Genomic DNA, 21360 nt, shown 5'->3' on the forward strand with positions numbered 1-21360 from the left:
TGTCAGTTGAATTGAGAAATACAGAAAGTTTTTATGAGGTGACGATGAACAATGATGATTTGCGCATAGTGCAGAATCAGGTATTTGATGAAATCGCCATCGGCGATGAAGCCTTCGTCGAAAGAACGCTGAAGTCGGAAGACATCCAACTATTTGCGATCCTGTCGGGAGATGTCAATCCGCAGCACCTGGATGCCGAATTCGCATCGTCGACACGCTTCCACAGTGTAATTGCACACGGCATGCTCGGTGGTGCCCTGATTTCTGCAGTGCTCGGTAGCCGTCTGCCAGGGCCAGGCACGATTTATCTGGGACAGACCTTAACTTTCAAGGCACCAGCGCGTATCGGCGATACGCTGCGAATCTGTGTGCGCGTTGTTGAACGCCATGATGATGATAAGCGACTCAAACTCGCTTGTTCCTGCGTCAATCAGGATGGCATCACTGTAATCGAAGGTATGGCAGAGGTTATCGCGCCCGTCGAACGTATTTGCATGCCGCGCACCGCACTGCCAGAAGTACGCCTGCTTGCCGGACGTAACGGACTATTGAGCTTATTGGAGCATGTGCGGCCAATGAGCCCTGTCCTCACTGCAGTCGTTCATCCCTGCGATGCTTTGAGCCTGTCTGCGGCTCTCGACGCCCAAGCTGCGGGATTGATCGTGCCGATTCTGGTTGCACCGCGCGCCAAATTACAGGCTATTGCCGACAAAAATCAGCTGGATATATCAAGCTCAAGAATTGACGATGTCCCGCATAGCCATGCAGCGGCGGCGCACGCAGTCGCGTTGGCGGCAAGCGGCGAAGCCACCGTGTTGATGAAAGGCAGCCTCCATACTGATGAGTTCATGTCCGCAGTCCTGAGTTGTCCCCAGTTACGCACCGGCAGGCGTCTCAGCCACTGTTTCCTGATGCAGACGCCAAGCTATCCGCGCCCTTTTATCATCACGGATGCAGCAATCAATATCGCCCCCGGGCTGGATGAAAAAGCCGACATCATTCGTAACGCCATAAGCCTGTCGCAGGCTATCGGCGTTGCGCAACCACGCGTAGCCATCCTTGCGGCCGTAGAGACTATCAATCCACGCATGCAAGCCACATTGGATGCTGCTGCCTTATGCAAAATGGCTGATCGCGGGCAAATTTCTGGCGCAATATTGGATGGTCCTCTCGCGTTCGACAATGCCGTGTCGATAGCGGCGGCCCGCATCAAAGGCATAGTCTCAGAAGTTGCCGGACTTGCAGACATCCTGATGGTGCCGGATCTGGAGAGCGGCAACATGCTGGCCAAGCAGTTGGAATATCTGGGCGGCGCAAGCAGTGCCGGTATCGTGCTTGGTGCAAAAGTGCCGATAGTATTGACGAGTCGATCCGACTCGCGCGAATCACGCATTGCATCCTGTGCCATAGCTCTATTGTTAAGCAACAAAGCCGCCAGGGTTTCATCATGAACGCATGCGTTCTGGTTCTGAATTGCGGTTCATCGAGCATCAAATTTGCACTATTCGACGCAGACTTGCCTTTAGAACGTGTGCCGCTATGGAGCGGCAAAACCGATGACATTACCGGTCCTGCGCCGACCTTCGAAGCATCTGACACGCCTCCCGAGCGGCTCAACGTTGATGCCCAGGCACCCTACCATTCAGCCCTGCAACAGATAAAGCAACGTGCAATCAGGCGGCTCGGCGGTATACATCTGGTCGCTGTAGTGCATCGTGTTGTTCATGGTGGCGCCAGGTATTTTGGGCCGGTGCGTGTTGATCAGGTGGTATTGGCAGACCTGCGCAACTACATTCCCTTGGCCCCCTTACACCAGCCGTTTGCATTGGAGGCCATTGAAAGTTTTTTGCAGATGCAGCCTAAGCTGCTACAGATTGCCTGTTTCGATACAGCCTTCCATCACACTCTGCCACGTGTCGAGAAGATGCTGCCACTACCTTACTCGGCATGGGAGCGCGGCATACAGCGTTACGGCTTTCATGGCCTGTCGTATCAATATATATCCATCGTTTTGCCCGAGCGTCATGGCGATCTGGCACACGGCAAAGTGATTGTCGCCCACCTCGGGAGCGGCGCAAGTTTATGCGGCATGCAAAACTTGCGCAGCGTAGCCACTACCATGGGATTCTCCGCGCTGGATGGCCTGATGATGGGTACGCGTTGTGGAGCGCTAGATCCCGGCGTCCTGTTATACCTGATGGAGGTGGAGCAACTGTCGCCGCAACAACTTGGACATGTGCTGTACTACGAATCGGGGCTGCTAGGCATTTCAGGCGTCTCATCTGATCCGCGTGCGCTACTTCAGATTGAAATTGACAATCCGCGCGTGCGGGATGCCTTGGCTTTGTATGTGCAACGCATCGTGCGCGAAATTGGCGCACTTACGGCAGTTCTTGGCGGGCTTGATTTGCTGGTGTTTACCGCCGGCATCGGCGAGAACAACGCAGAGATGCGTGCGCGCATCTGTAAAGAATTGCACTTTCTTGGATTGATCCTGGACGACTCGGCCAATCAATCCGCATGCCAGTTGATTTCTACATCCCAAAGTCGTGTTGCGGTAGCGATCGAACCAACCAACGAGGAATGGATGGCGGCAAATTTGGCGCATGCACTCTTGCCGAAATTCTAGTATATCGCCGGCATTCGTTCTGCAATAAAAGAATCCGGCCCGGATCTACAGAGGAAACGCCCATCAACAGGGAAATTTGATGTGAGTCAATTGTGAACACACATTAAAGAAAGGGCTTGATCAAGCTCATCACCGAGACATGATGACGTGACATCAATACACGCCCCTCCTCCAACCCGTCTGAGTACTGGTGCATTTGATATGGATCAAAGGCACATTTGATGGCATGTCTATGCTTGAGTAAGCGATGAGCTTTCATTGCATTGCGATAGTGCAGCAAATGTCATTATTAATGCAGGTTCCTGTATAGAAAGTGAGGACGATCATGGCTACAAATCTAATGCGTTTTTCTCCATTCAACAATATTGCGCGTTTCGAACCCTTTAAGGAATTCGAAGATATGTTTCGCGAGCTGCAACTGTCCCCTGCCATGCAGGCATTTGAGTCCGCCCACAACATGAAAATGGATGTTTCCGAAACAGAAAAGGCCTACACCGTAACGGCCGAAGTTCCGGGTATGAAGAAAGAGGACATAAAAATTGATATTGAGGGTAATCGGGTGTCGATTAGTGCAGAGAAATCCGAGCTTAAAGAGCAAAAAGATGGTGAAACCATAGTACGTAGCGAACGTTTCTCTGGGCGACTGTATCGGGGATTTTCGCTCGGTGATGAAATCGATGCAGAGCATGCCGTCGCGAAGTACCAGGACGGCATCCTTGAGCTATCGCTTCCCAAGAAAAAACGCAATGGAGCAAAACCTTTAACCATAAGCTAAATGCCTGTTGTGTACTGCATGCACGGTCGCAAGAGTATCCGGCGATCGGATCATTCCCTGTTGTATTACGCAAGAGACATCGTTATCGGAAGAAGTGAAAATGAACGCACGTTTATATTTTCTGTTCGCAGTCGGTTTTCTATTGCTTACCGCTTGCGAGCGGGTTGAAAAACCCCTGCCCAAAGTTGAACAGTCTAAGGAAGAAGTTGCGCCTGCGGAACATACACCCAAGAAGGAGTTTCTAGCGAGTACTCGAAAAGAGTTGGATAGTCTGCAGCAAGAATTGGATGCCTTGAAAGAAAAAGTGGCAATGACCTCTGCTGCAGAAAAGGAAAGAATAAAGTCTGAAATTGAAAATTTCCAGCAGCAAAAAAAAGACCTGGAAATCAAATGGGATTCTTTCCGTGAAGAAGGCAGTAATGCCTGGCTGGCTTTCGAGAGATCATTCAAAAAATCAATTGAAGATCTAAGAAATGCAATTCGCAAAGTCAACGCCATAAGAAAATAAATGATAAGCACTTATTACTCAGAAGCGGATACACCGATTGCACGTAAAGGAGTAAAGCATGTCTTATAAGGTCATCCTTGTTCACCTGGAACATGCGCTATCAATGCAGAAGTGTGTCGAAGTAGCTATCACATTGGCAAACCAGGAAGACGCACATTTGGTAGGAGTGGCGACGACCGGAATTTCCCGCTTTGTTTACAATGATCATTCGGATTTATTTGATAAAGCAATCGCGACCCTGACAGAAAGGGCAAAGCAGTTGCTTGATGATTTTGAAGGTGTTTGTCGTACTGCCGGTGTGCGTTCCTACGAAACGAAGTTGATCCATGATGATGCCGCTGCTGGCTTAATTGAGCCAGCACGCTATTGTGATTTGGTGATCGTGTCGCAAGCGGCACAAGAAACGATACAACTGATATCCCCCATACCGGAGTATGTGATGCTCAATTCGGCACGTCCAGTTTTGGTGATACCGAATAAGGGTAAACCGGTACAGCTAGATGGGCACATACTCATTTCGTGGAATGAGAGCCCGGAAGCAACCCGCGCCATCACTTATGCTCTACCGCTTTTGAAGCGAGCCAGAGAAATTACAGTCGGCATATTTCAGTCTTCCAGCCGCTATGGTGTGCTCAGCAATCCACCTGGATCAGATGTCGCAACATGGCTTGGCAGGCATGGGATAAATGTAGATATCGTAGAAGAATATCTACGCAAGGATATAGATGAGGCGATTCTGGAATTGGCCGCCCAACGGGAGTCGGGACTGATTGTAATGGGTGGCTACGGCCATGCCAGATTCCGTGAACTGTTTGTAGGCGGCGCCACCATTGATATTCTAAACAACAGCACTATCCCGATACTGATTGCGCACTAAAGATCTTGCCAGGAATTTTCGTTGCAACAGGAAATTAAAAATCATGTCGGGATAGATGCACGGAAAATTCCAGCCCGGATTGGATGGATCTGGAGGACAATATGATGAAATATCTCAGCAAACGACAACTGAGTCATTTGCAAGAACTGCTCGATACAAAGGAAATCGCGGCCAGGATCAGGGCGCGAGTGAATGTTCAGAAAGAATCAGATGACACTGATCTTACTGATGGCGACGAGAGTATGACAAAGATGATGCTGCTGGAGTTAGCGGATATTGCGGCGGCCCAGCAACGAATGAGCGATCATCAGTATGGCATTTGCATGGAGTGCGGTTGCACTATTGATTATGCCAGGTTGCAGGTCTATGCAACCGCAACGCGATGTACCAAATGCCAGTCGCTGCACGAACAACACTATCACTAAGATTCGCTCTGCCGGACGGGGGATTGCTCCCTTGATTGGCAAACTTGTGCGGCGTCTTCAATATACAAACGAACTTGATCGCGACCGTTTGATTTTGCCTGATACAGTGCTTTATCGGCCATGCCAATGATGGTCTCCGGAATATCGTTGTTCTCGATGGGGTTCAGTACCGCAACTCCCGCACTGACAGTGACGATGCCACGTGGATTGCCCGAATGTGGAATAGCCAGTGCCCGTACCTCCGATAAGATATTCTCGGCAATTTGTACTGCGCCCTGCGCATCGCAATCAGGCAGCATGACAATAATTTCTTCGCCGCCATAGCGAGCCACCAGATCAACTGAACGTTTCTCTGCAACCCTGATTGCATTTGCAATCTGCTTCAAGCACGCATCGCCAGCAGGATGTCCATAAGTGTCGTTATATTTTTTAAAGTAATCCACATCGATCATCAATAGCGCAAGTGAGTTCTTATTGCGCGCGGCTCTTTGTAACTCCCTTGAAATTGCGTCGTCAAAACAGCGGCGGTTTGCCAGTCCGGTAAGGCTGTCACGCATTGCCAATGCTTGCAAGACGAGATTGAGATGCTCGACATATGCACGGCTCTCATTAGCTTCTTGCTCTGCCGCAACACGCAACTTGATTTGCACGACAAGGCGATTGCCGAAAAAGACGATGATTGAAATAAGCGTCAGTAAGCCGAAAAGATGAAGCAATGTCTCGGATTTCCATCTGCTCAAAACTTCATCTTCAGATAATGCTGCGACTATAAATATCGGATAGCGAGACAGATGTCGGTAACTATTGATACGGACGACACCATCTTGCGAAGAACGTATGCGTGCGACTCCATTGCTTGTCTTGGATGCGTAATCTCTATATATGGATGTATCCACCAAACTTTTACCAATTGAATCCTTACGTAGTGGTTGCCGAACCAGCATCGTACCGTCGTCCAGAGCGAGCAATAATATGCCTGCATCTCCGATATCGAAACTGTCGTAGAAATAACTAAAGTAATCCAGCTTGATGGCAGCCATAACCAGGCCATCGAAGCTGCCGTCAGGCGCGTTGATGCGTCTCGAGATGGTGATAATCCAATCGCCTGTTGTGCGGCTTTTGATTGGTCGATCAATGTGCGGCAAGTTGCCGGGATGGGCACGATGGTATAAAAAATACTCCCGATCAAGACTGGATAAGTGGTCGCCGGTCATTCCGTCAGAGTTGACGATCCAATGACCGTCTTTATCAATAGCGAACAGGCCGCTCAGCTGCGATAGCTCTGAAACCTGGCGCACTAAAAATCGCTCCAATCTGATTAGTGCCGCAGGACTTCTACCATCATGCTCCAGCCTTTCCGTAATACCGATCAGGGCAGTATCTGCCTCCTTGAATGTATCTGTTGCATGTTGGGCTAATCCACGCGAGAGGTTGGATACTGTGCTTTCGGCCTCTGCCAGCTGATTTTCCCTTACCTGCCAACTATTCCTGACACCCAGGATCACCAACAACACGCAAATCGACGCCACAAAAAATTTGGCATAAAAAATGACGGCTTTATGTTCTTTGCTGAGCATATGGTGGCAATGATCTGCTGTTTGTATCCTGATGATGGTGCCGACAAGTTTTCCCAGGGAAACATCCGTAACGCTTAGTTGACGTTTGTTATAGAACAATAAGTGAATTAGTGAGATTCACCTATCATGTCAGGCAAATCAGTTCTGAAATAAAAGACAGCATTTTCTGTCGTTTTCTGCACGGAGAGCCATATGGACTTCCCCCCGAAATCTGTTACCTCCACTGAGGTGCTTGGCACCCAATCAAGGAATTGCTCGGTATGCAGCCAGCATCAGCTATGTCTGCCCACCGATCTGAATGAATGCGATACGCAGCGTCTGGATAAAATTATTGGGTGGCGCAAAATTCCTCGCGATGGCTTCCTATACCGTGCTGGCGATCCGTTCACTTCATTGTATGCAGTACGACTAGGCCACTTCAAAAGTTATCAGGAGAACCTCGCCGGAGATCGTCAGATAACAGGTTTTCAGATGACAGGAGAAATGCTAGGTCTGGATGCAATCAATAGCGCACAGCATCAATGTGATGTGATTGCATTGGACGATAGTGAAGTATGCATCATCCCATTCAAAACGCTCGAAGCTCTGATTGCACAGATGCCTCCCCTGCTTCATCATTTTCATCGCATCATGAGTCAAGAGATTACGAGCGAACAGAAAATCATCAATATTCTCGGAAACATGCGTGCAGAACAGCGCTTTGCCGCTTTTTTACTGAACTTATCCTCGCACTATGCAAAGCGTGGATATTCGCCGACACAATTCCAACTCAGGATGTCGCGCGAAGATATCGGCAACTACCTGGGGCTGACCATCGAAAGCATTAGCCGCCTCATTTCCAAGATGCGTAATGAAGGACTCATTCGGGTTCAGCAACGCAACGTCGAAATCCTTGACCTGCCAAGATTGAAAAAGCTGGCGGCAGATATAGATACCTTGAACATCAAGCCGTTCTAAGCAATCTCTTGTTACCTTTTATCGCCAGACAATGTCTTATCGATCATGGCGCATGCAATCGATTACCGACAATCGGATCAAGACACTACGGAAAGCTTATCGATGACCTTTGAGACACCGGGCGTCTTTGCCGCAGCGCGGAAGGCCTCTTGTCGCTCCGCCAGCGAAGCTACCGATCCATTCAGCGTAATCTGATCGCCATTGACTGCGACTTCAATCCCTTTCACTGTCGAGTGCGCGCGACGCTGCAATGCCGCTTCTATATCCGTCTTGATATCGAGCGCTCTTGCAATCGGCTTCACCGAGATATGGTTACTGATGCCGACGACACCGAGCAAACTGCGTAGCGCACTTTCCGCAGCCATGCGTTGATACTCATAGTCGACTTCACCGCTCAAGGTAATCCAGCCATACTCCACCATTACCTTCACACGATCTTTCGGTACCAGCGCATTCCATTCCAACCCTTGCGCCGCAGTCCTGGCAACGTCAGCATCCGTGCGTTGACTCGGACCAGGCAAGACAACATCTATTTCTACCGCCAGGCCTCTTACTCCAGCTACGCGTTGCACTGCTCGTTCTGCAAGGTATTTTTCTGCATAGCTATCCAGATTGCCAGACAAGGTCACAATGCCATCGCGTACTTCAACACCAATTGCGTTATCGTTGATAGCTGATTCCCAAGCAAGTTCGTCAACAATGTCTTTTTTGAGTTGATAATCAGTTTTCATAAATGCAGTCCTTCGCATTGAGCGTGTTCGCAATCTGCCTGGCTTATTTGAATACCAGCACTGGGATCTTGCTATAAGTAAGCACCTTCTGCGTCTGGCTACCGAGAATCAGCTTGTCTAGACCTTTGCGTCCGTGCGAAGCCATGACGATTGAATCGCAGCCAGTTTGCGTGGCAAATCTCAAGATCTCTTCGTACGGTTGCACTGCCTTGACCGTATGAACTTCACACAGAGCACCGACTGTCTTTGCGTAATCCGCGATGTATTTCGCGTTCAGTTCACTTTGTCGTTGAATATCATTTTCAATTCTGTTGAGGTCGTAACCAGCACCAATCTCAGGCATGACGACGTGAGGAAAGATTTCAGCGACAGCCAATCCAACAATCGTGCTGCCATAGGACGCTGCGAAATCTACAGCTTCCTTGATGGCTTTTTTTGAAATTTCAGAGCCATCTGTTGCCAGCAATATTTTCTTTAACATATGCTCTCCAATCAAAAAGTAATGAGTTGGGTTTCATCGTAGATCTTGCAGACGATGGAAATTTGATATGGATCAAAAGCAAACCAATCAGAGAATTTATTCTTCAATTAGAAGAAACGAGGCTGGACCGAAGTATGGTGATCAGATGTGAAAAATACGATTCATTTAAATACGAGGACCGGCAATTTACTATGCACAAGCACTTTGTGAGCTTCGCTGCCAAGCATTAATTTGTCAGGCCCACTTTTCCCATGCGACGCCATGGCAATCACATCACAATGATATTTTTCGGCTGCTTGAATAATTTCTTCGCTAGCACTACTACCCTCCAATACATGGACTTCTGCATTAACGCCTAAAGATGCGGCTAAAGCGGAAATTTTCCCTACATTTTCCCCTGCTTCATTTGTAATGGCGTCGACAAACTCCCCACTTATCGCCTCCATTCCATAAAGTGGGAAGTAAGGAGAAATTGTTGCAACGCATACACCCACAATCTTGCTACCTTGTTCCTTTGCTAGTTGCAATGTAGAGCGAATTGCTTTGTCTGAAAGTGGCGAGCCATCAGTAGCGAGTAAAATTTTCTTAAACATATGCAACTCCTTCTGAAAGATTGGCGCACTTTCGACAGCATCTCAATATGATCCTAATCGCGTGAAGATGGCGCGGCTTGATCTGTATCAAATGGATGAAACTAACGTTTCATCCATTTTATGTGTGAGGGTCTGGAGTGGAAATCGACATTATCTAGCCTCAACGTCAGCCCATAGTTAAAACTAGCCTTCAAGTAAATCAGCGATAATGCAGACCATCCTGCAAATTTTTGAATGCGAACACTACAGATGAAGTACCCCGCCGTACTTTCCTTTAGCGAAATTCTGCCGCAGCTTGCACAGTTCGACGCCATTATTGATGTGCGCAGTCCTGCAGAATTTGCCGAAGATCATATTCCTGGCGCAATTAATTGCCCGGTTCTGGACGATGCTCAGCGCGTGCAGATCGGGACCATGTACAAGACCATAGGCGCGTTTGAAGCTAAAAAGCTTGGCGCTGCGCTGGTAGCAAAAAATATCGCGCAACACATAGAAAATCGGTTTCTCAGCTATCCACAGGATTGGAAGCCGCTAGTGTATTGCTGGCGTGGTGGCAATCGTAGCGGCGCGACGGCGCTTATCTTTGCGCGTATCGGCTGGCCGGTGACGCAACTGGATGGCGGATATAAAGCCTATCGCAACCATGTAAATACCGAACTGGCTGTGCTGCCGCAAAAAATCAATTTCAATGTGCTGTGCGGGCCGACTGGCAGTGGCAAAAGCCGTTTGCTGCAGGTTTTGGAAAGCCAGGGTGCGCAAGTGCTTGATCTGGAAAAACTGGCCGCGCATCGCGGCTCGGTTTTGGGTGATTTGCCTGCGGCACCCCAACCTTCTCAAAAACGTTTTGAAAGCCTGTTGTGGGAGCTGTTGAGCAAGTTTGATCCAGCGCGACCTGTATTCGTTGAGGCCGAGAGCAAGAAGGTGGGCAAGCTGCGTGTGCCGGATACATTGATGGAAAAAATGCGTGCATCGCCCTGCACTACGGTCGCGCTTTCCATTCCTGATCGCGTCGCCTTATTGATGCAGGAATATCCGCACTTTGTCGCCGATCCGGCGCTGCTGAATACACAACTTGATTTTCTGACCCATTTGCATGGAAAAGAAAAAATCGCGCATTGGCATCAATTGGCTTTAAGCGGCAGAACATCGGAATTGGTGGATGAGTTGCTGCGCAAGCATTACGATCCAGGTTATCTGCAATCGATACGACGTAATTTCATTCAGCTTGACCAGGCTCAAGCGCTGAGCTTGCCGGATATTTCGAATGAGACTTTCCAGAGGGCTGCCCATCAATTGAATAAAGCCGTGCACAATACCCGCGCCTGAAATCAAGGCGATCTTTTCGAAACAGGATGCAAATGACAACAGTAATTACCTCAGCTATTACTACCCCAGCTATTCGCTTGACCGAGTTCTCCCATGGTGGTGGTTGTGGCTGCAAGATTGCGCCTGGCGTGTTATCCCAGATACTGAAAGGCACTGGCGGTTTCCCGATGCCGAAAGAACTGCTGGTCGGTATCGAAACATCCGATGACGCGGCCGTCTACAAGCTCAACGATGAGCAGGCGCTGATTGCAACCACGGATTTCTTCATGCCCATCGTCGACGATCCTTTCGACTTTGGCCGCATTGCTGCGACTAACGCGATTTCTGATGTGTATGCGATGGGCGGCACGCCTATCATGGCGTTGGCGCTGGTCGGCATGCCGGTCAATCAGTTGCCGGTCGAAGTCATCGGAAAAATTCTTAAAGGTGGCGAATCTATTTGCGCGCAGGCAGGCATTCCGATTGCCGGCGGCCATACAATTGATTCCGTCGAGCCGATTTACGGATTGGTCGTGATGGGGCTGGTGCATCCATCAAAGATCAAGCGCAATGCGGATGCACGCGCGGGCGACAAACTTGTTTTAGGCAAGCCGCTAGGCGTCGGCGTTTTATCGGCCGCGCTGAAAAAGAATGTACTGGATGCAGATGGTTATGCGTCAATGATCGTGAACACAACCAAACTGAATACGCCGGGCAAGAAGCTGGCGCAAATGGATAGTGTGCATGCGATGACCGATGTGACGGGCTTCGGCTTGCTGGGACATTTGCTGGAACTGACACGCGGCGCAAAGTTGTCGGCCAAACTGGACATGATGGCCATTCCGTTTTTACCGCAAGTGCAGGAACTGGCAGAACAAGGTTGCATCACCGGTGCATCCGGTAGAAATTGGCAAGGTTACGGACATGAAGTGAGATTGGCAGCATCGATCAGCCATGTACAACAAGCACTGCTGACTGACCCTCAAACTGCCGGTGGATTATTGGTTTCATGTGCATCGGACGCAGTGGAGCAAGTGTTGGCATTATTCAGGGAAGAAGGTTTTGACGATGCAGCCGTCATAGGCGAGATGCATGCTGGCTCCCCGGGCGTTGAAGTCATATAAAGTTATCGCAAGACGGCCCTGCTCCATGGGTTCGCTATTCCATCATTTCCTTTCACTACAAAGAAGTAATACATGACTCGTTTTTCAATTTCGAAACTCCCTGCCTTGATGGCAGCTGTCCTGACCGTGCTCACACTGGGCATGACCGGCTTCGCACACGCGCAGCAAGTCTTGCGCGTATCGGCTATCCCTGATGAAGCACCGACCGAGTTGCAGCGCAAGTTCAAGCCACTGGGTAATTACCTGGAACAAAAACTGGGCATGAAGGTTGAATTTACACCGGTCACAGATTACGCCGCATCGGTGGAAGGCTTGATCAACAACAAGCTTGATATGGTCTGGTTCGGCGGCTTTACCTTTGTGCAGGCGAATGTACGCAGCGGCGGCAAGGTCGTCCCGCTGGTGCAACGTGAAGAAGATGAAAAATTCAAATCGGTCTTCATCACTACCGACAAATCGATCACCAAACTCAGCGACCTGAAGGGCAAGAACTTCAGCTTCGGCTCCGAGTCATCGACTTCCGGGCATTTGATGCCACGTTCGTTCTTGCTGGATGCCAAGATCAATCCTGATGTCGACATGAAGCGTGTTGCATTCTCCGGTGCACATGACGCAACCGTGGCAGCCGTTGCCGGTGGCAAGGTCGATGCCGGCGCGTTGAATATCTCGGTATGGGAAAAACTGGTTGCAGCCGGCAAGGTCAATCCGCAACAAGTCCGCGTGTTTTACACCACGCCTGGCTATTACGATTACAACTGGAGCGTGCGTTCGGACATGAATCCTGTCGTTCGCAAAAAATTGACGGATGCCTTCCTGGCACTGGACGCGAAGAATCCGCAAGACAAGGAAATTCTGGACCTGCAACGTGCAACACGTTTCATTCCAACCAAGCCAGAAAATTACAAGGCGATAGAAGCCGCAGCACGCAACGCTGATTTGCTGAAATAACAATCTTGAAACACCGCTCTGTAACGCTTGCAGAGCGGTGTTCAGGCATATCTCTTTTCCACGGATGACATTTCTTCTTCAACATATCAGTACGCGTCATATTGGCGCGACCAGGTCATCCTTTGCCTTGCGCGATTTATCGCTATCGATTCAACAGGGTGAACAAGTCGCATTGATAGGCCCGTCCGGTGCAGGCAAGACCAGCCTGCTGCACACGCTCGCTTGCGCTTTAAAACCTGAGCAAGGTGAGATCCAATTATTCGGTAATGACCCGTGGCGCATCGCCAGCGCTGAACGGCATGCGATGCGCGCACGTCTTTTCCTTGCGCCGCAAACGCCGCCATTGCCACCACGTCAGCGTGTCGTGAATGCCGTACTGGCCGGTGCGCTGCCGCAATGGAGTGCGTGGCAGGCCATTCGCTCCTTGATCAAACCATTAGAAGTCGATGCCGCATATCAGGCATTGATGCCTTTTAACCTGCAAGACAAGTTGTATGCGCGTGTCGATCGCTTGTCGGGTGGTGAACGCCAGCGTTGCGGGATGGCGCGTGCTTTGGTGTCGAAGGCAGAAGCTTTTCTGGTGGATGAACCGCTGTCTGCACTCGATCCGACTCTGGCACTGCAAACTCTGAATGTTTTGCAACAGGAGGCGCAGAAGCGTCAGGCAACTCTGGTTTGCAGCCTGCATCAGGTAGAACTGGCGCGTGCGAACTTCTCTCGCGTCATCGCCTTGCGCGATGGCCGCATTGTGTTCGATGCAGCCAGCAAGGATATCAGCGATGCCATGATTGCAGCGCTGTACCAGAACGGCAATGACGATGACTATGTCAACCTCGAAAACGAGATAGACAAGCTCGCGATCATCGATCCGATGCCGCGCTGCTGATGACAAACATGCCCCTCCATTTCACCGCGCTGGCATAAGCAGAATGTCGACCTCTCCCCTACTCCATAAAGCCGGCCGCGATCCGGCGTGGCGCGGTCGCCTACTGGGATTCGGCGTCGTTCTACTGATACTGTGGCCGATGTTGGTGCAGGCCGAGTTCAAGCCGTGGATATTGTTCGACGTGCAAAGTCTGCGAGCGACATGGAATTTCGTTGCCAGCTTTTTCCCGCCTGCGCATACCCTGGAATTTTTACAGATGGTGCTGGCGGCAACCTGGGAAACCGTTGCCATGGCCACCGTCGGCATGACATTGGCATTGCTCGGTGCGATCCCGATGACCTTGCTGGCGACCGAGCGTTTATCCATTTCCCGTATTGGGAAAGGTCGTGCAGCCGTGGTTTCGGCCGCATGTCGCAATGCCATACGCTGGCTGCTGATCCTGTTGCGTAGCGTGCCGGAACTGGTGTGGGCCTTGCTGCTGGTGCGCATCGTCGGTCTTGGCCCAACCGCTGGCGTGGTCGCGATTGCGCTGACCTATTGCGGTATGCTGGGCAAGGTGTATGCAGATATTCTTGAATCATCCGATGCGAGCGCATGCAATACGCTCTTGCAAAACGGTAGCGGCCGTCTCGCGGCCTTTTTTTATGGTGCGTTGCCCGAGTCGGCTGCCGAGCTGGTTTCCTATACGGTGTATCGCTGGGAGTGCGCGATTCGCGGTTCGGTTGTGATGGGCTTTGTCGGCGCTGGCGGCCTGGGGCAACGGATGGATGAGTCGATCAAGAAGATGGCCGGCGACGAACTGTCGACCATGCTGATCGTCTTTGTTTTATTGGTCGCCGCGGCAGATGGCGTGTCCGGCATGTTACGCAGGAGGCTGGAATGAAGCCGGTGACTTTGCCGCAACGCCCGGCACTGCAATGGTCCACCATCGCGCTGCTGACAGGCATCCTGTTGCTTGTCATCGCGAGCTTCGTATCGCTACCTTTGAAGTTGCACGAATTCTTGGGCGCAGAAGCAATCCGCACCAGTATTGAATTTCTGCGCGGATTTTCACCACCTGAACTGGCACCCAATTTCTTGAAAAAGATCGGCATTGCCACCTTCGAAACACTGGCAATGTCAGCGATAGGTACATTGATCGCCGCATTCTTTGGCATATTGATAGGCTTGCCTGCCAGCGGTCGATTCGGCGCGACAGCCAGACTTGCCACGCGCTCAGTATTGAATGTGCTGAGATCCATTCCCGAACTGGTATGGGCATCGGTTTTATTGATCGCCGCCGGACTCGGCCCGTTTGCCGGCACCCTGGCTTTGGCCTTGCACACTATCGGTGTATTGGGTCGGCTGTTTGCCGAGGCGTTTGAAAACTGTTCACCCCTGCCGGAAGAAACCTTGCGCACCAATGGCGTCAATCCGGTAGCTGCATTTTTTTATTCGACGTTGCCGCAATGCAGCCCGCAAATGATGTCGTACACCTTGTATCGCTGGGAAAACAATATTCGTGCGGCGGCGATTCTTGGCGTGGTCGGCGCGGGCGGGCTGGGTCAGATGTTGAAATATCACTTGTCGCTATTCCAGATGCAGCAGGCTGCCAGCGTGATTGTCGCAATGTTGCTGATGGTTGCCGTGGTCGATGCCGTGAGCTTTTTGCTTAGAAGGATGATGACGCGATAAGGACAGAGCGCGATACAAACAAATGAATATGCAGTAGCACGACCTGCAATACTTGTACAACTAAAAGTGATGGATGGGGATGCGATGACCTGGATTATTACAAAGTACTTTATTACCGCGGGCGTGGTTGTGCTCATTTCCGAGCTGGCCAAACGCAGCGATAAATTAGGCGGCTTGATCGCGGCGTTGCCCCTGATCACTATACTGACGCTGATTTGGCTGCATATCGAAAAACAGGCAGAAGCCAAAGTGGCTAATCATGCTTGGTACACGTTCTGGTACGTGATCCCTACCTTGCCGATGTTCCTTATTTTCCCTTTGCTGTTGCCCAGAATCGGATTCTGGCCAACACTCCTTGTCTCGGCGCTCATCACCATCCTTTGCTTTGCGCTGTTTGCGTTTGTTTTACGTCGTTTCGGTATAGATTTACTGTAAAACACAGCCTGCTGCGGCTTGCGGGATAAAGCCACGCAGAACTTCCACCCCAAAATATCGTCTACCTTGTTCGTTAAAACATTAGCGCAAGCCTGTATTCAAGCGTAAAACGATTAACACTTATGTTTTTTCGGCCGACATAAGGTGTTCAATTTGGTTTTAATCGATTTGGGTAATCGAAACGGCCATCCGCGTACGTACACATCAATCTATATAGAGGAGTCCCAACATGAAAATCATTCCAGTTGCCACCTTATTAAGTGCTGTTGTTGTCGTCGCGGGTTGCGCCGGTTTTTCCAAATCGCCGACAAGCGCTGAAGCAATCATGAAACCGACGCAGGGCAATACAACAAACGGTGTCGTGAGTTTTTCGCAGCAGAACGATAAGGTATCGGTCAATGCCCGCATACAAGGTTTATCGCCAGGCCCACACGGTTTTCACATCCATGAAAAAGGTGATTGCAGCGCACCAGATGCTACAAGCGCGGGTGGGCATTTCAATCCTGCAAGTACAAAACATGGCTCACCTTCCAGCCCTGAACATCACGGCGGAGACTTTGGCAACCTGACAGCAGATGCGACGGGGACGGCAATACTTGCGCTCACGATCCCTGCCAGCCAAATCACCTTATCTAAAAGCGGTGCCAATAGCATCATAGGCAAAGGCTTGATTGTTCACGCTGACCCCGACGATTTCACGACTCAGCCCACAGGTAATTCGGGCAAGCGCCTGGCTTGTGGCGTGATCAGCCTGAAATAACTTTCCTTGAAGATGACTGATAGCAGTCATCTTCAGCCCAAGTTTGCATCTCCTGCCAAGACCTGAAGAAGCACTCTCGCAGAATGAACTGCCAGAGTGCTTTTTCATCCAGACCTGCGTCAGGATTGATTGCCATGTTTTCGGGAATGTAAGATGCAACATTCTACAAATGGCAAACCCACTTCAATAGAAACTGGCTCGCCTTGCTTTCCAAGTTAAGCGTAAAATCATTTTCAATGCCTCTCGGCAATAAAAAGAAGATCATGAACAGCCCCGACTTAAATACACAAGCGCTACCGGAAATAAGTGGTCTCAAGCTATCTGAATTGATAGCGGCGCTAAGTCACGCTCTGGATATCACCGAAGGTCAACCTGCCGGACATTGCGTGCGCTCCTGCTGGATAGGCATGCACATTGGTCGCGAGATCGGTCTGAAGGAAGATCAGTTGTGGGAGCTGTATTACACCTTGCTGCTGAAGGATCTTGGATGCAGCAGCAATGCTGCACGCATCTGCGAGCTATACCTGACGGATGATCTGAGTTTCAAGCGCGACTTCAAAACCGTGGGCGACAGCTTGCCGCAAGTGCTGTCATTTGTATTGACGCATACCGGACTCAAGGCTGGTTTGGCTGAACGCTTTCGCAGCGTGATGACCATCATGCGCAACGGCAGTGAAATCGCACATGAGCTGATTGCTACTCGTTGCCAACGCGGCGCAGAAATAGCACGCTTGTTGCGATTTTCAGATGGTGTCGCGGCAGGTATTTACAGTCTGGATGAGCATTACAATGGCAAAGGCAAACCGGAAGCATTGCTTGGTGATGCGATTCCGGTTTATGCGCGTATCGCATTGTTGGCACAGGTGATCGATGTATTCCATACCGAAGCCGGGCAACAGGCTGCGCTGAATGAAACTCGACTGCGATCTGGTCAATGGTTCGATCCACAATTGGTGCAGGCATTCGAACGTGTCGCACAAGCGCCAACATTCTGGAGCACCCTCACTTCATCTGATATTGATCAGGCGATTCTTGCGTTGGAACCACCTGCGCACGAAATCCCTCTGGACGAAGATTATCTGGATGACATCGCCGCCGCTTTCGGCCAGGTGGTGGATTCAAAAAGTCCTTACACCAGCGGCCATAGCGCACGCGTTGCGCTCTACACCGACATGATTGCCGAAATGCTCGGACTCTCGCCAGAACGTCGCCGTTGGTTAAAACGCGGTGCCTTATTACATGACGTTGGCAAACTAGGCGTCAGTAATAGTGTGCTCGACAAAGCCGGCAAACTCGATCGCGATGAATGGGATGCGGTGCGACTGCATGCGCAATTTACCGAAGCCATTTTGTCGCGCATCAGTGCCTTCGGCGAACTGGCGCGCATCGCCGGCGCACATCACGAGCGACTGGATGGCGGCGGTTATCCACGTGGTTTGAAAGCCGAAGACATCAACATCGAAACACGCATCATCACCACCGCTGACATATTTGACGCCATTACGGCTGAGCGTCCTTATCGCGGTGCCATCCCGATTCCGGAGGCGCTGAACATGATGGAGAAAACCGTTGGTAGCGCCCTGGATCCTACATGTTTTGATGCGCTCAAACGGGCGATTGCCCGCTTGCCAGCCGGCACTCCATTCGCATAATCGTTCGCTTGGGTAAGGATGTCTGGACTTTTATTTCACGACTTCAAGCACCTGCACAACGAATGCACCGTCAACCTTGTTCGCGACAAATCTGATCCTGTCGCCCTCCTTGATTTGATCGATCATCGCCGGATCCTGCAGGCGAAATAGCATCGTCATGCCCGGCATATCGAGATTGGCCAATGGCCCATGCTTGATCGTCACCCTGCCGGTTTCCTTGTTGATTTTTCTGACTTCACCTTCGCTCATAGGCGTATGCGGCTTGCTTGTGTCTGTAACCGTCGTTGCACTCTCTGCGCTGCCATCGGCTGCATAGCTTAAAGATGTCGCTGAAGCTGCCAGCAAAATGGACAGGATAGTTTTTGTTAAAAATTTCATGATTTACCTTTTGAAAATATTTTTACGTTGAAATTAATTACGCCATGTCTTGATTAGTTTTGTGCAAAGACAGTGATCTTGCCCACCATGCCGGCTTCAAAATGGCCGGCGATCAGGCAGGCGAAATTGAATTCGCCCGACCTGTTGAAAGTCCAGACGATATCCTGCGACATGCCAGGTTTTACATGCGCCATGTAAGGCGCTTCATGCTCCATAGTCGGAAATTTACGCATCATGTCGGCGTGCGCCTTCAATTCCTGCATGCTGCCTATCACTGCTTCATGCAGAATTTTTCCATTATTGGTCACCGTCAGCGTGACGGTTTCTCCTTCGCGGACCTTGATCGTGCTGGGTGTAAAGCGCATGTTGTCATCCATTGCGACTTTGATTTTCCGGCTTGATTTTTGCGGATCGCCGGCAATACCGAAGCTCATTTGCTCTGTTTTCGATGCATCAAAATTCTTTTTTCCGTGTACCTCGTCACCATGTGAAAAGGCAAGTGAGGACACCAGCAATGAGGACAATCCCGCAAATATAAGTTTCTTCATTTTTTCTCCAATCTCTTATTTCAATTCGTAAGCGACGCCACCTTTGGGATGCTTGTACCAGCCCGGGTCCTTGTAATCGCCAGGCTTCTGATCCTTGCGTATCTTCACAGTCGTGAACATGCCGCCCATTTCTATAGGGCCAAACGGTCCATTACCGCTCATCATTGGCAACGTGTTATCGGGTAGCGGCATTTCCATCGCGCCCATATCGGCCATGCCTTTCTCGCCCATCGCCATGTAATCGGGAATGATGCGTATGATTTTTTCAGCTATCTTGCGTTGATCGACGCCTATCATGGTTGGCACGCCATGACCCATTGCATTCATCGTGTGATGCCCTTTATGGCAATGAAAGGCCCAGTCACCCACATCGGTCGCATCAAACTCAATCGCACGCATCTGCCCGACCGCAACATCGGTTGTCACTTCCGGCCAGCGCGCCGATGGCGGTACCCAGCCGCCGTCGGTTCCTGTTACTTCAAACTCATGGCCGTGAATATGGATAGGATGATTCGTCATGCTCAAATTACCGAAGCGTATCCGCACCCGATCACCCTGCCGACACACCAGCGAATCGATGCCGGGAAACACGCGGCTGTTCCATGTCCATAGATTGAAGTCGAGCATGGTGTTGACCTTGGGCGTGCTGCTACCCGGCTCGATATCGTAGGAGTTCAGCAAGAAGACAAAGTCTCGATCGACTTTATGCAATTCTGGATTCTTCGGATGCGTGACCCAGAATCCCATCATGCCCATCGCCATTTGCGTCACTTCATCCGCAAGCTAACCGTTAGGTTCCATGGTATGGACATGGAACGTCCCCCTTATATTTAAAGCGGATGACTAGATTTCTTTAATGTCCATGGTGTGTATGTGATTAAGTGCTATCTGACGCGACGATGTCCATACCCCTGAGGGCCAGCCAAAATGAGTGGAAATTTATCAAATTTGACTTAACGATGTAACTTAGATCGGTATTCGACGAGCCCCGAACTGATCTTCTTACCTTTCCGGAAGTGATTGTCTTACTGGTTTTGCACTTCCGTCAGATATTTAGTTTTATCGCTTCTGTAATGAATCACTAGATATTTGCCCTCGAAATATCATGGTTGGCTGGCGGTTGAGACTGCCACGCGGCGCGGCGATACTATTGCGCTGATTCTTGGTGAGCTTCATGACGCAGATGTAATTACACCGTCATCTCGTTGTTGTGAATGAGTTTTTAGAATGTACATATCGATACCGGCTGTTCATTGAACAGCCGGTATCGCTTTGATGTGGAGCAGATGTGCTCCACGAATTTAAACTCGGAGAAACCATGAAAGCAAATTTAAAAGTCGTACTGGCAGCACTTACTCTGTCGTTGTCTTCTGTTCCGTTCGCACACGCAGACAGTCAAAATTTCAGCGATAGTAGCTATCCTAACTTGCCGAAGGCGGAGCATCAGAAAACACGCGCGGAAGTAAGAGAGACGCTTGCCGAAGCACGACGTAATGGTACGCTAACCGTCATTGATAGCCAGTATCCAGAAATTCCAGAAAGTGCCCTAGGAAAGACCCGCATGCAAGTCAAAAACGAACTTCAACAAAGCAAAGCGAGTGGCGAATACAAACAATTCGATAGTCTTTATCGCGGCTGATACTTACTAATGCTTCCACAACGATGCCTACCAGCACTAGGTAGACATCGGTTTTACCACCATCCAAATGGCCATGCCGACCATCATCAGATTCTCGGTTAACGATACGAAGCCCAGTGGAACATTGCTGTCACCCCCAACGCATGCACATTTAAGCTCCCGCTTGTCTATGTAGACCGCTTTAAAGACAGACGCGGTACCGACAGTGCCTATGAAAAGAGCGATCGGGACAGATATCCACATTAATGTGTTCGCCGCCATAAGGAGTCCGGCCAGCCCTTCACCAAACGGGTACAGGTATGCGTAACGAACCCACCGTTTCGCCAAAAGGTCATAGTTTAGAAACATTGTCGAAAAACTTTCGACATCCTTGAGCTTTTGTAGAGCGAGAAGACACATGGCAATGGCAACAAACCATTCAGCAGTCTGAATTTTGAGAACACTATCGAATGCAGCCC

24 protein-coding genes and 1 pseudogene are annotated in these 21360 nt (G+C 50.2%); 17 read left to right on the plus strand and 8 right to left on the minus strand.

Going from position 1 to position 21360, the window contains the following annotated elements; translation table 11 throughout:
• The first annotated feature begins 44 nt into the window (after positions 1–44).
• The 6 genes from Hfont_RS12280 to Hfont_RS12305 all read left to right on the plus strand — a co-directional run bounded on the left by Hfont_RS12280 (position 45) and on the right by Hfont_RS12305 (position 5214).
• On the plus strand, positions 45–1451 hold the full coding sequence (locus tag Hfont_RS12280) for a bifunctional enoyl-CoA hydratase/phosphate acetyltransferase (RefSeq protein WP_112992735.1): 1407 nt from the start codon (positions 45–47) through the stop codon (positions 1449–1451).
• Positions 1448–2629 (plus strand): acetate/propionate family kinase, encoded by a 1182-nt coding sequence (locus Hfont_RS12285; protein ID WP_112992700.1) that lies wholly within the window; start codon positions 1448–1450, stop codon positions 2627–2629. Before Hfont_RS12280 ends, Hfont_RS12285 begins: the two co-directional genes overlap by 4 nt.
• Positions 2630–2954: 325 nt before the next feature.
• Positions 2955–3404, plus strand: coding sequence for an Hsp20/alpha crystallin family protein (locus Hfont_RS12290; RefSeq protein WP_112992701.1), 450 nt, complete (start codon positions 2955–2957; stop codon positions 3402–3404).
• Positions 3405–3504: 100 nt separating this feature from the next.
• Positions 3505–3912 carry a sll1863 family stress response protein gene (locus Hfont_RS12295; RefSeq protein ID WP_112992702.1) on the plus strand — a complete coding sequence of 136 codons (408 nt, stop codon included), beginning with the start codon at positions 3505–3507 and terminating at the stop codon, positions 3910–3912.
• 58 nt (positions 3913–3970) lie between these two features.
• Positions 3971–4789: a universal stress protein gene (locus tag Hfont_RS12300; RefSeq protein WP_112992703.1), complete on the plus strand. Its 819-nt coding sequence runs from the start codon at positions 3971–3973 to the stop codon at positions 4787–4789.
• A 101-nt stretch (positions 4790–4890) separates the two neighbouring features.
• Positions 4891–5214, plus strand: a complete 324-nt coding sequence (locus Hfont_RS12305; protein WP_241523101.1) for a TraR/DksA family transcriptional regulator — start codon at positions 4891–4893, stop codon at positions 5212–5214.
• Here the strand turns inward: Hfont_RS12305 and Hfont_RS12310 are convergent.
• Positions 5211–6791, minus strand: coding sequence for a sensor domain-containing diguanylate cyclase (locus Hfont_RS12310; RefSeq protein ID WP_112992704.1), 1581 nt, complete (start codon positions 6789–6791; stop codon positions 5211–5213). The two genes, Hfont_RS12305 and Hfont_RS12310, sit on opposite strands and share 4 nt — an antisense overlap.
• Positions 6792–6983: 192 nt before the next feature.
• Here Hfont_RS12310 and fnr point away from each other — a divergent pair, with 192 nt between their 5' ends.
• Positions 6984–7748 carry a fumarate/nitrate reduction transcriptional regulator Fnr gene (gene fnr / locus Hfont_RS12315; RefSeq protein ID WP_112992705.1) on the plus strand — a complete coding sequence of 255 codons (765 nt, stop codon included), beginning with the start codon at positions 6984–6986 and terminating at the stop codon, positions 7746–7748.
• Positions 7749–7825: 77 nt separating this feature from the next.
• Here fnr and Hfont_RS12320 read toward each other — a convergent pair whose 3' ends face one another.
• The 3 genes from Hfont_RS12320 to Hfont_RS12330 form a co-directional block, all read right to left on the minus strand.
• Positions 7826–8479 carry a BON domain-containing protein gene (locus Hfont_RS12320; protein WP_112992706.1) on the minus strand — a complete coding sequence of 218 codons (654 nt, stop codon included), beginning with the start codon at positions 8477–8479 and terminating at the stop codon, positions 7826–7828.
• 43 nt (positions 8480–8522) lie between these two features.
• Positions 8523–8960: a universal stress protein gene (locus Hfont_RS12325; RefSeq protein ID WP_112992707.1), complete on the minus strand. Its 438-nt coding sequence runs from the start codon at positions 8958–8960 to the stop codon at positions 8523–8525.
• A gap of 161 nt (positions 8961–9121) precedes the next feature.
• On the minus strand, positions 9122–9553 hold the full coding sequence (locus tag Hfont_RS12330; RefSeq protein WP_112992708.1) for a universal stress protein: 432 nt from the start codon (positions 9551–9553) through the stop codon (positions 9122–9124).
• Between the two features lie 249 nt (positions 9554–9802).
• Here Hfont_RS12330 and mnmH point away from each other — a divergent pair, with 249 nt between their 5' ends.
• The 9 genes from mnmH to Hfont_RS12375 all read left to right on the plus strand — a co-directional run bounded on the left by mnmH (position 9803) and on the right by Hfont_RS12375 (position 18337).
• A complete protein-coding gene (gene mnmH, locus Hfont_RS12335) occupies positions 9803–10879 on the plus strand; it encodes a tRNA 2-selenouridine(34) synthase MnmH (protein WP_112992709.1) in 1077 nt (358 codons plus the stop codon).
• A 32-nt stretch (positions 10880–10911) separates the two neighbouring features.
• Positions 10912–11982 carry a selenide, water dikinase SelD gene (selD, locus tag Hfont_RS12340; protein ID WP_112992737.1) on the plus strand — a complete coding sequence of 357 codons (1071 nt, stop codon included), beginning with the start codon at positions 10912–10914 and terminating at the stop codon, positions 11980–11982.
• Between the two features lie 108 nt (positions 11983–12090).
• Positions 12091–12930 (plus strand): putative selenate ABC transporter substrate-binding protein, encoded by an 840-nt coding sequence (locus Hfont_RS12345; protein ID WP_421801000.1) that lies wholly within the window; start codon positions 12091–12093, stop codon positions 12928–12930.
• Positions 12931–12994: 64 nt separating this feature from the next.
• Positions 12995–13816, plus strand: a complete 822-nt coding sequence (locus tag Hfont_RS12350; RefSeq protein WP_112992711.1) for a phosphonate ABC transporter ATP-binding protein — start codon at positions 12995–12997, stop codon at positions 13814–13816.
• 43 nt (positions 13817–13859) lie between these two features.
• Positions 13860–14699, plus strand: a complete 840-nt coding sequence (locus Hfont_RS12355) for a PhnE/PtxC family ABC transporter permease (RefSeq protein ID WP_112992712.1) — start codon at positions 13860–13862, stop codon at positions 14697–14699.
• Positions 14696–15490, plus strand: a complete 795-nt coding sequence (phnE, locus tag Hfont_RS12360) for a phosphonate ABC transporter, permease protein PhnE (RefSeq protein WP_112992713.1) — start codon at positions 14696–14698, stop codon at positions 15488–15490. The genes Hfont_RS12355 and phnE overlap by 4 nt, the downstream gene beginning before the upstream one ends.
• A gap of 84 nt (positions 15491–15574) precedes the next feature.
• The gene (locus tag Hfont_RS12365) at positions 15575–15925 is read left to right on the plus strand and encodes a DUF3147 family protein (protein WP_112992738.1); all 351 of its coding nucleotides are present in this window, start codon (positions 15575–15577) and stop codon (positions 15923–15925) included.
• A gap of 229 nt (positions 15926–16154) precedes the next feature.
• Positions 16155–16685, plus strand: a complete 531-nt coding sequence (locus Hfont_RS12370; RefSeq protein WP_112992714.1) for a superoxide dismutase family protein — start codon at positions 16155–16157, stop codon at positions 16683–16685.
• Between the two features lie 263 nt (positions 16686–16948).
• Positions 16949–18337, plus strand: a complete 1389-nt coding sequence (locus tag Hfont_RS12375) for an HD-GYP domain-containing protein (protein ID WP_162845925.1) — start codon at positions 16949–16951, stop codon at positions 18335–18337.
• A 30-nt stretch (positions 18338–18367) separates the two neighbouring features.
• Here the strand turns inward: Hfont_RS12375 and Hfont_RS12380 are convergent, their stop codons facing one another.
• The 3 genes and pseudogenes from Hfont_RS12380 to Hfont_RS12390 all read right to left on the minus strand — a co-directional run.
• A complete protein-coding gene (locus Hfont_RS12380) occupies positions 18368–18715 on the minus strand; it encodes a copper-binding protein (protein ID WP_112992715.1) in 348 nt (115 codons plus the stop codon).
• 53 nt (positions 18716–18768) lie between these two features.
• Positions 18769–19263 (minus strand): cupredoxin domain-containing protein, encoded by a 495-nt coding sequence (locus Hfont_RS12385; protein WP_112992716.1) that lies wholly within the window; start codon positions 19261–19263, stop codon positions 18769–18771.
• Between the two features lie 15 nt (positions 19264–19278).
• Positions 19279–20043 (minus strand): annotated as a pseudogene (locus Hfont_RS12390) (multicopper oxidase domain-containing protein); the annotation flags it as partial.
• Between the two features lie 538 nt (positions 20044–20581).
• Between Hfont_RS12390 and Hfont_RS12395 the strand changes: the two are divergent.
• Complete coding sequence (locus Hfont_RS12395; protein WP_112992717.1) at positions 20582–20902, plus strand: DUF4148 domain-containing protein; 321 nt, start codon at positions 20582–20584, stop codon at positions 20900–20902.
• A gap of 36 nt (positions 20903–20938) precedes the next feature.
• Here Hfont_RS12395 and Hfont_RS12400 read toward each other — a convergent pair.
• The coding region (locus tag Hfont_RS12400) for a MauE/DoxX family redox-associated membrane protein (RefSeq protein WP_277740594.1) at positions 20939–21360 on the minus strand (422 nt) is incomplete at its 5' end.

Source organism: Herminiimonas fonticola, from assembly GCF_003293745.1.
In the GTDB taxonomy this organism is placed as follows: domain Bacteria; phylum Pseudomonadota; class Gammaproteobacteria; order Burkholderiales; family Burkholderiaceae_D; genus Oxalicibacterium; species Oxalicibacterium fonticola.

What these genes read in the sequence shown, in the direction of transcription:
- mnmH (WP_112992709.1), top strand. Translation starts at nt 9,803, where the DNA reads ATGAAGTACCCCGCCGTACTTTCCTTTAGCGAAATTCTGCCGCAGCTT.
- Hfont_RS12280 (WP_112992735.1), top strand. Translation starts at nt 45, where the DNA reads ATGAACAATGATGATTTGCGCATAGTGCAGAATCAGGTATTTGATGAA.
- Hfont_RS12320 (WP_112992706.1), bottom strand. Translation starts at nt 8,479, where the DNA reads ATGAAAACTGATTATCAACTCAAAAAAGACATTGTTGACGAACTTGCT.
- phnE (WP_112992713.1), top strand. Translation starts at nt 14,696, where the DNA reads ATGAAGCCGGTGACTTTGCCGCAACGCCCGGCACTGCAATGGTCCACC.
- Hfont_RS12345 (WP_421801000.1), top strand. Translation starts at nt 12,091, where the DNA reads ATGGCAGCTGTCCTGACCGTGCTCACACTGGGCATGACCGGCTTCGCA.
- Hfont_RS12305 (WP_241523101.1), top strand. Translation starts at nt 4,891, where the DNA reads ATGATGAAATATCTCAGCAAACGACAACTGAGTCATTTGCAAGAACTG.
- Hfont_RS12355 (WP_112992712.1), top strand. Translation starts at nt 13,860, where the DNA reads ATGTCGACCTCTCCCCTACTCCATAAAGCCGGCCGCGATCCGGCGTGG.
- Hfont_RS12370 (WP_112992714.1), top strand. Translation starts at nt 16,155, where the DNA reads ATGAAAATCATTCCAGTTGCCACCTTATTAAGTGCTGTTGTTGTCGTC.
- Hfont_RS12350 (WP_112992711.1), top strand. Translation starts at nt 12,995, where the DNA reads ATGACATTTCTTCTTCAACATATCAGTACGCGTCATATTGGCGCGACC.
- Hfont_RS12300 (WP_112992703.1), top strand. Translation starts at nt 3,971, where the DNA reads ATGTCTTATAAGGTCATCCTTGTTCACCTGGAACATGCGCTATCAATG.
- Hfont_RS12285 (WP_112992700.1), top strand. Translation starts at nt 1,448, where the DNA reads ATGAACGCATGCGTTCTGGTTCTGAATTGCGGTTCATCGAGCATCAAA.
- selD (WP_112992737.1), top strand. Translation starts at nt 10,912, where the DNA reads ATGACAACAGTAATTACCTCAGCTATTACTACCCCAGCTATTCGCTTG.
- Hfont_RS12365 (WP_112992738.1), top strand. Translation starts at nt 15,575, where the DNA reads ATGACCTGGATTATTACAAAGTACTTTATTACCGCGGGCGTGGTTGTG.
- Hfont_RS12375 (WP_162845925.1), top strand. Translation starts at nt 16,949, where the DNA reads ATGAACAGCCCCGACTTAAATACACAAGCGCTACCGGAAATAAGTGGT.
- Hfont_RS12310 (WP_112992704.1), bottom strand. Translation starts at nt 6,791, where the DNA reads ATGCTCAGCAAAGAACATAAAGCCGTCATTTTTTATGCCAAATTTTTT.
- Hfont_RS12295 (WP_112992702.1), top strand. Translation starts at nt 3,505, where the DNA reads ATGAACGCACGTTTATATTTTCTGTTCGCAGTCGGTTTTCTATTGCTT.
- Hfont_RS12380 (WP_112992715.1), bottom strand. Translation starts at nt 18,715, where the DNA reads ATGAAATTTTTAACAAAAACTATCCTGTCCATTTTGCTGGCAGCTTCA.
- Hfont_RS12325 (WP_112992707.1), bottom strand. Translation starts at nt 8,960, where the DNA reads ATGTTAAAGAAAATATTGCTGGCAACAGATGGCTCTGAAATTTCAAAA.
- fnr (WP_112992705.1), top strand. Translation starts at nt 6,984, where the DNA reads ATGGACTTCCCCCCGAAATCTGTTACCTCCACTGAGGTGCTTGGCACC.
- Hfont_RS12385 (WP_112992716.1), bottom strand. Translation starts at nt 19,263, where the DNA reads ATGAAGAAACTTATATTTGCGGGATTGTCCTCATTGCTGGTGTCCTCA.
- Hfont_RS12395 (WP_112992717.1), top strand. Translation starts at nt 20,582, where the DNA reads ATGAAAGCAAATTTAAAAGTCGTACTGGCAGCACTTACTCTGTCGTTG.
- Hfont_RS12330 (WP_112992708.1), bottom strand. Translation starts at nt 9,553, where the DNA reads ATGTTTAAGAAAATTTTACTCGCTACTGATGGCTCGCCACTTTCAGAC.
- Hfont_RS12290 (WP_112992701.1), top strand. Translation starts at nt 2,955, where the DNA reads ATGGCTACAAATCTAATGCGTTTTTCTCCATTCAACAATATTGCGCGT.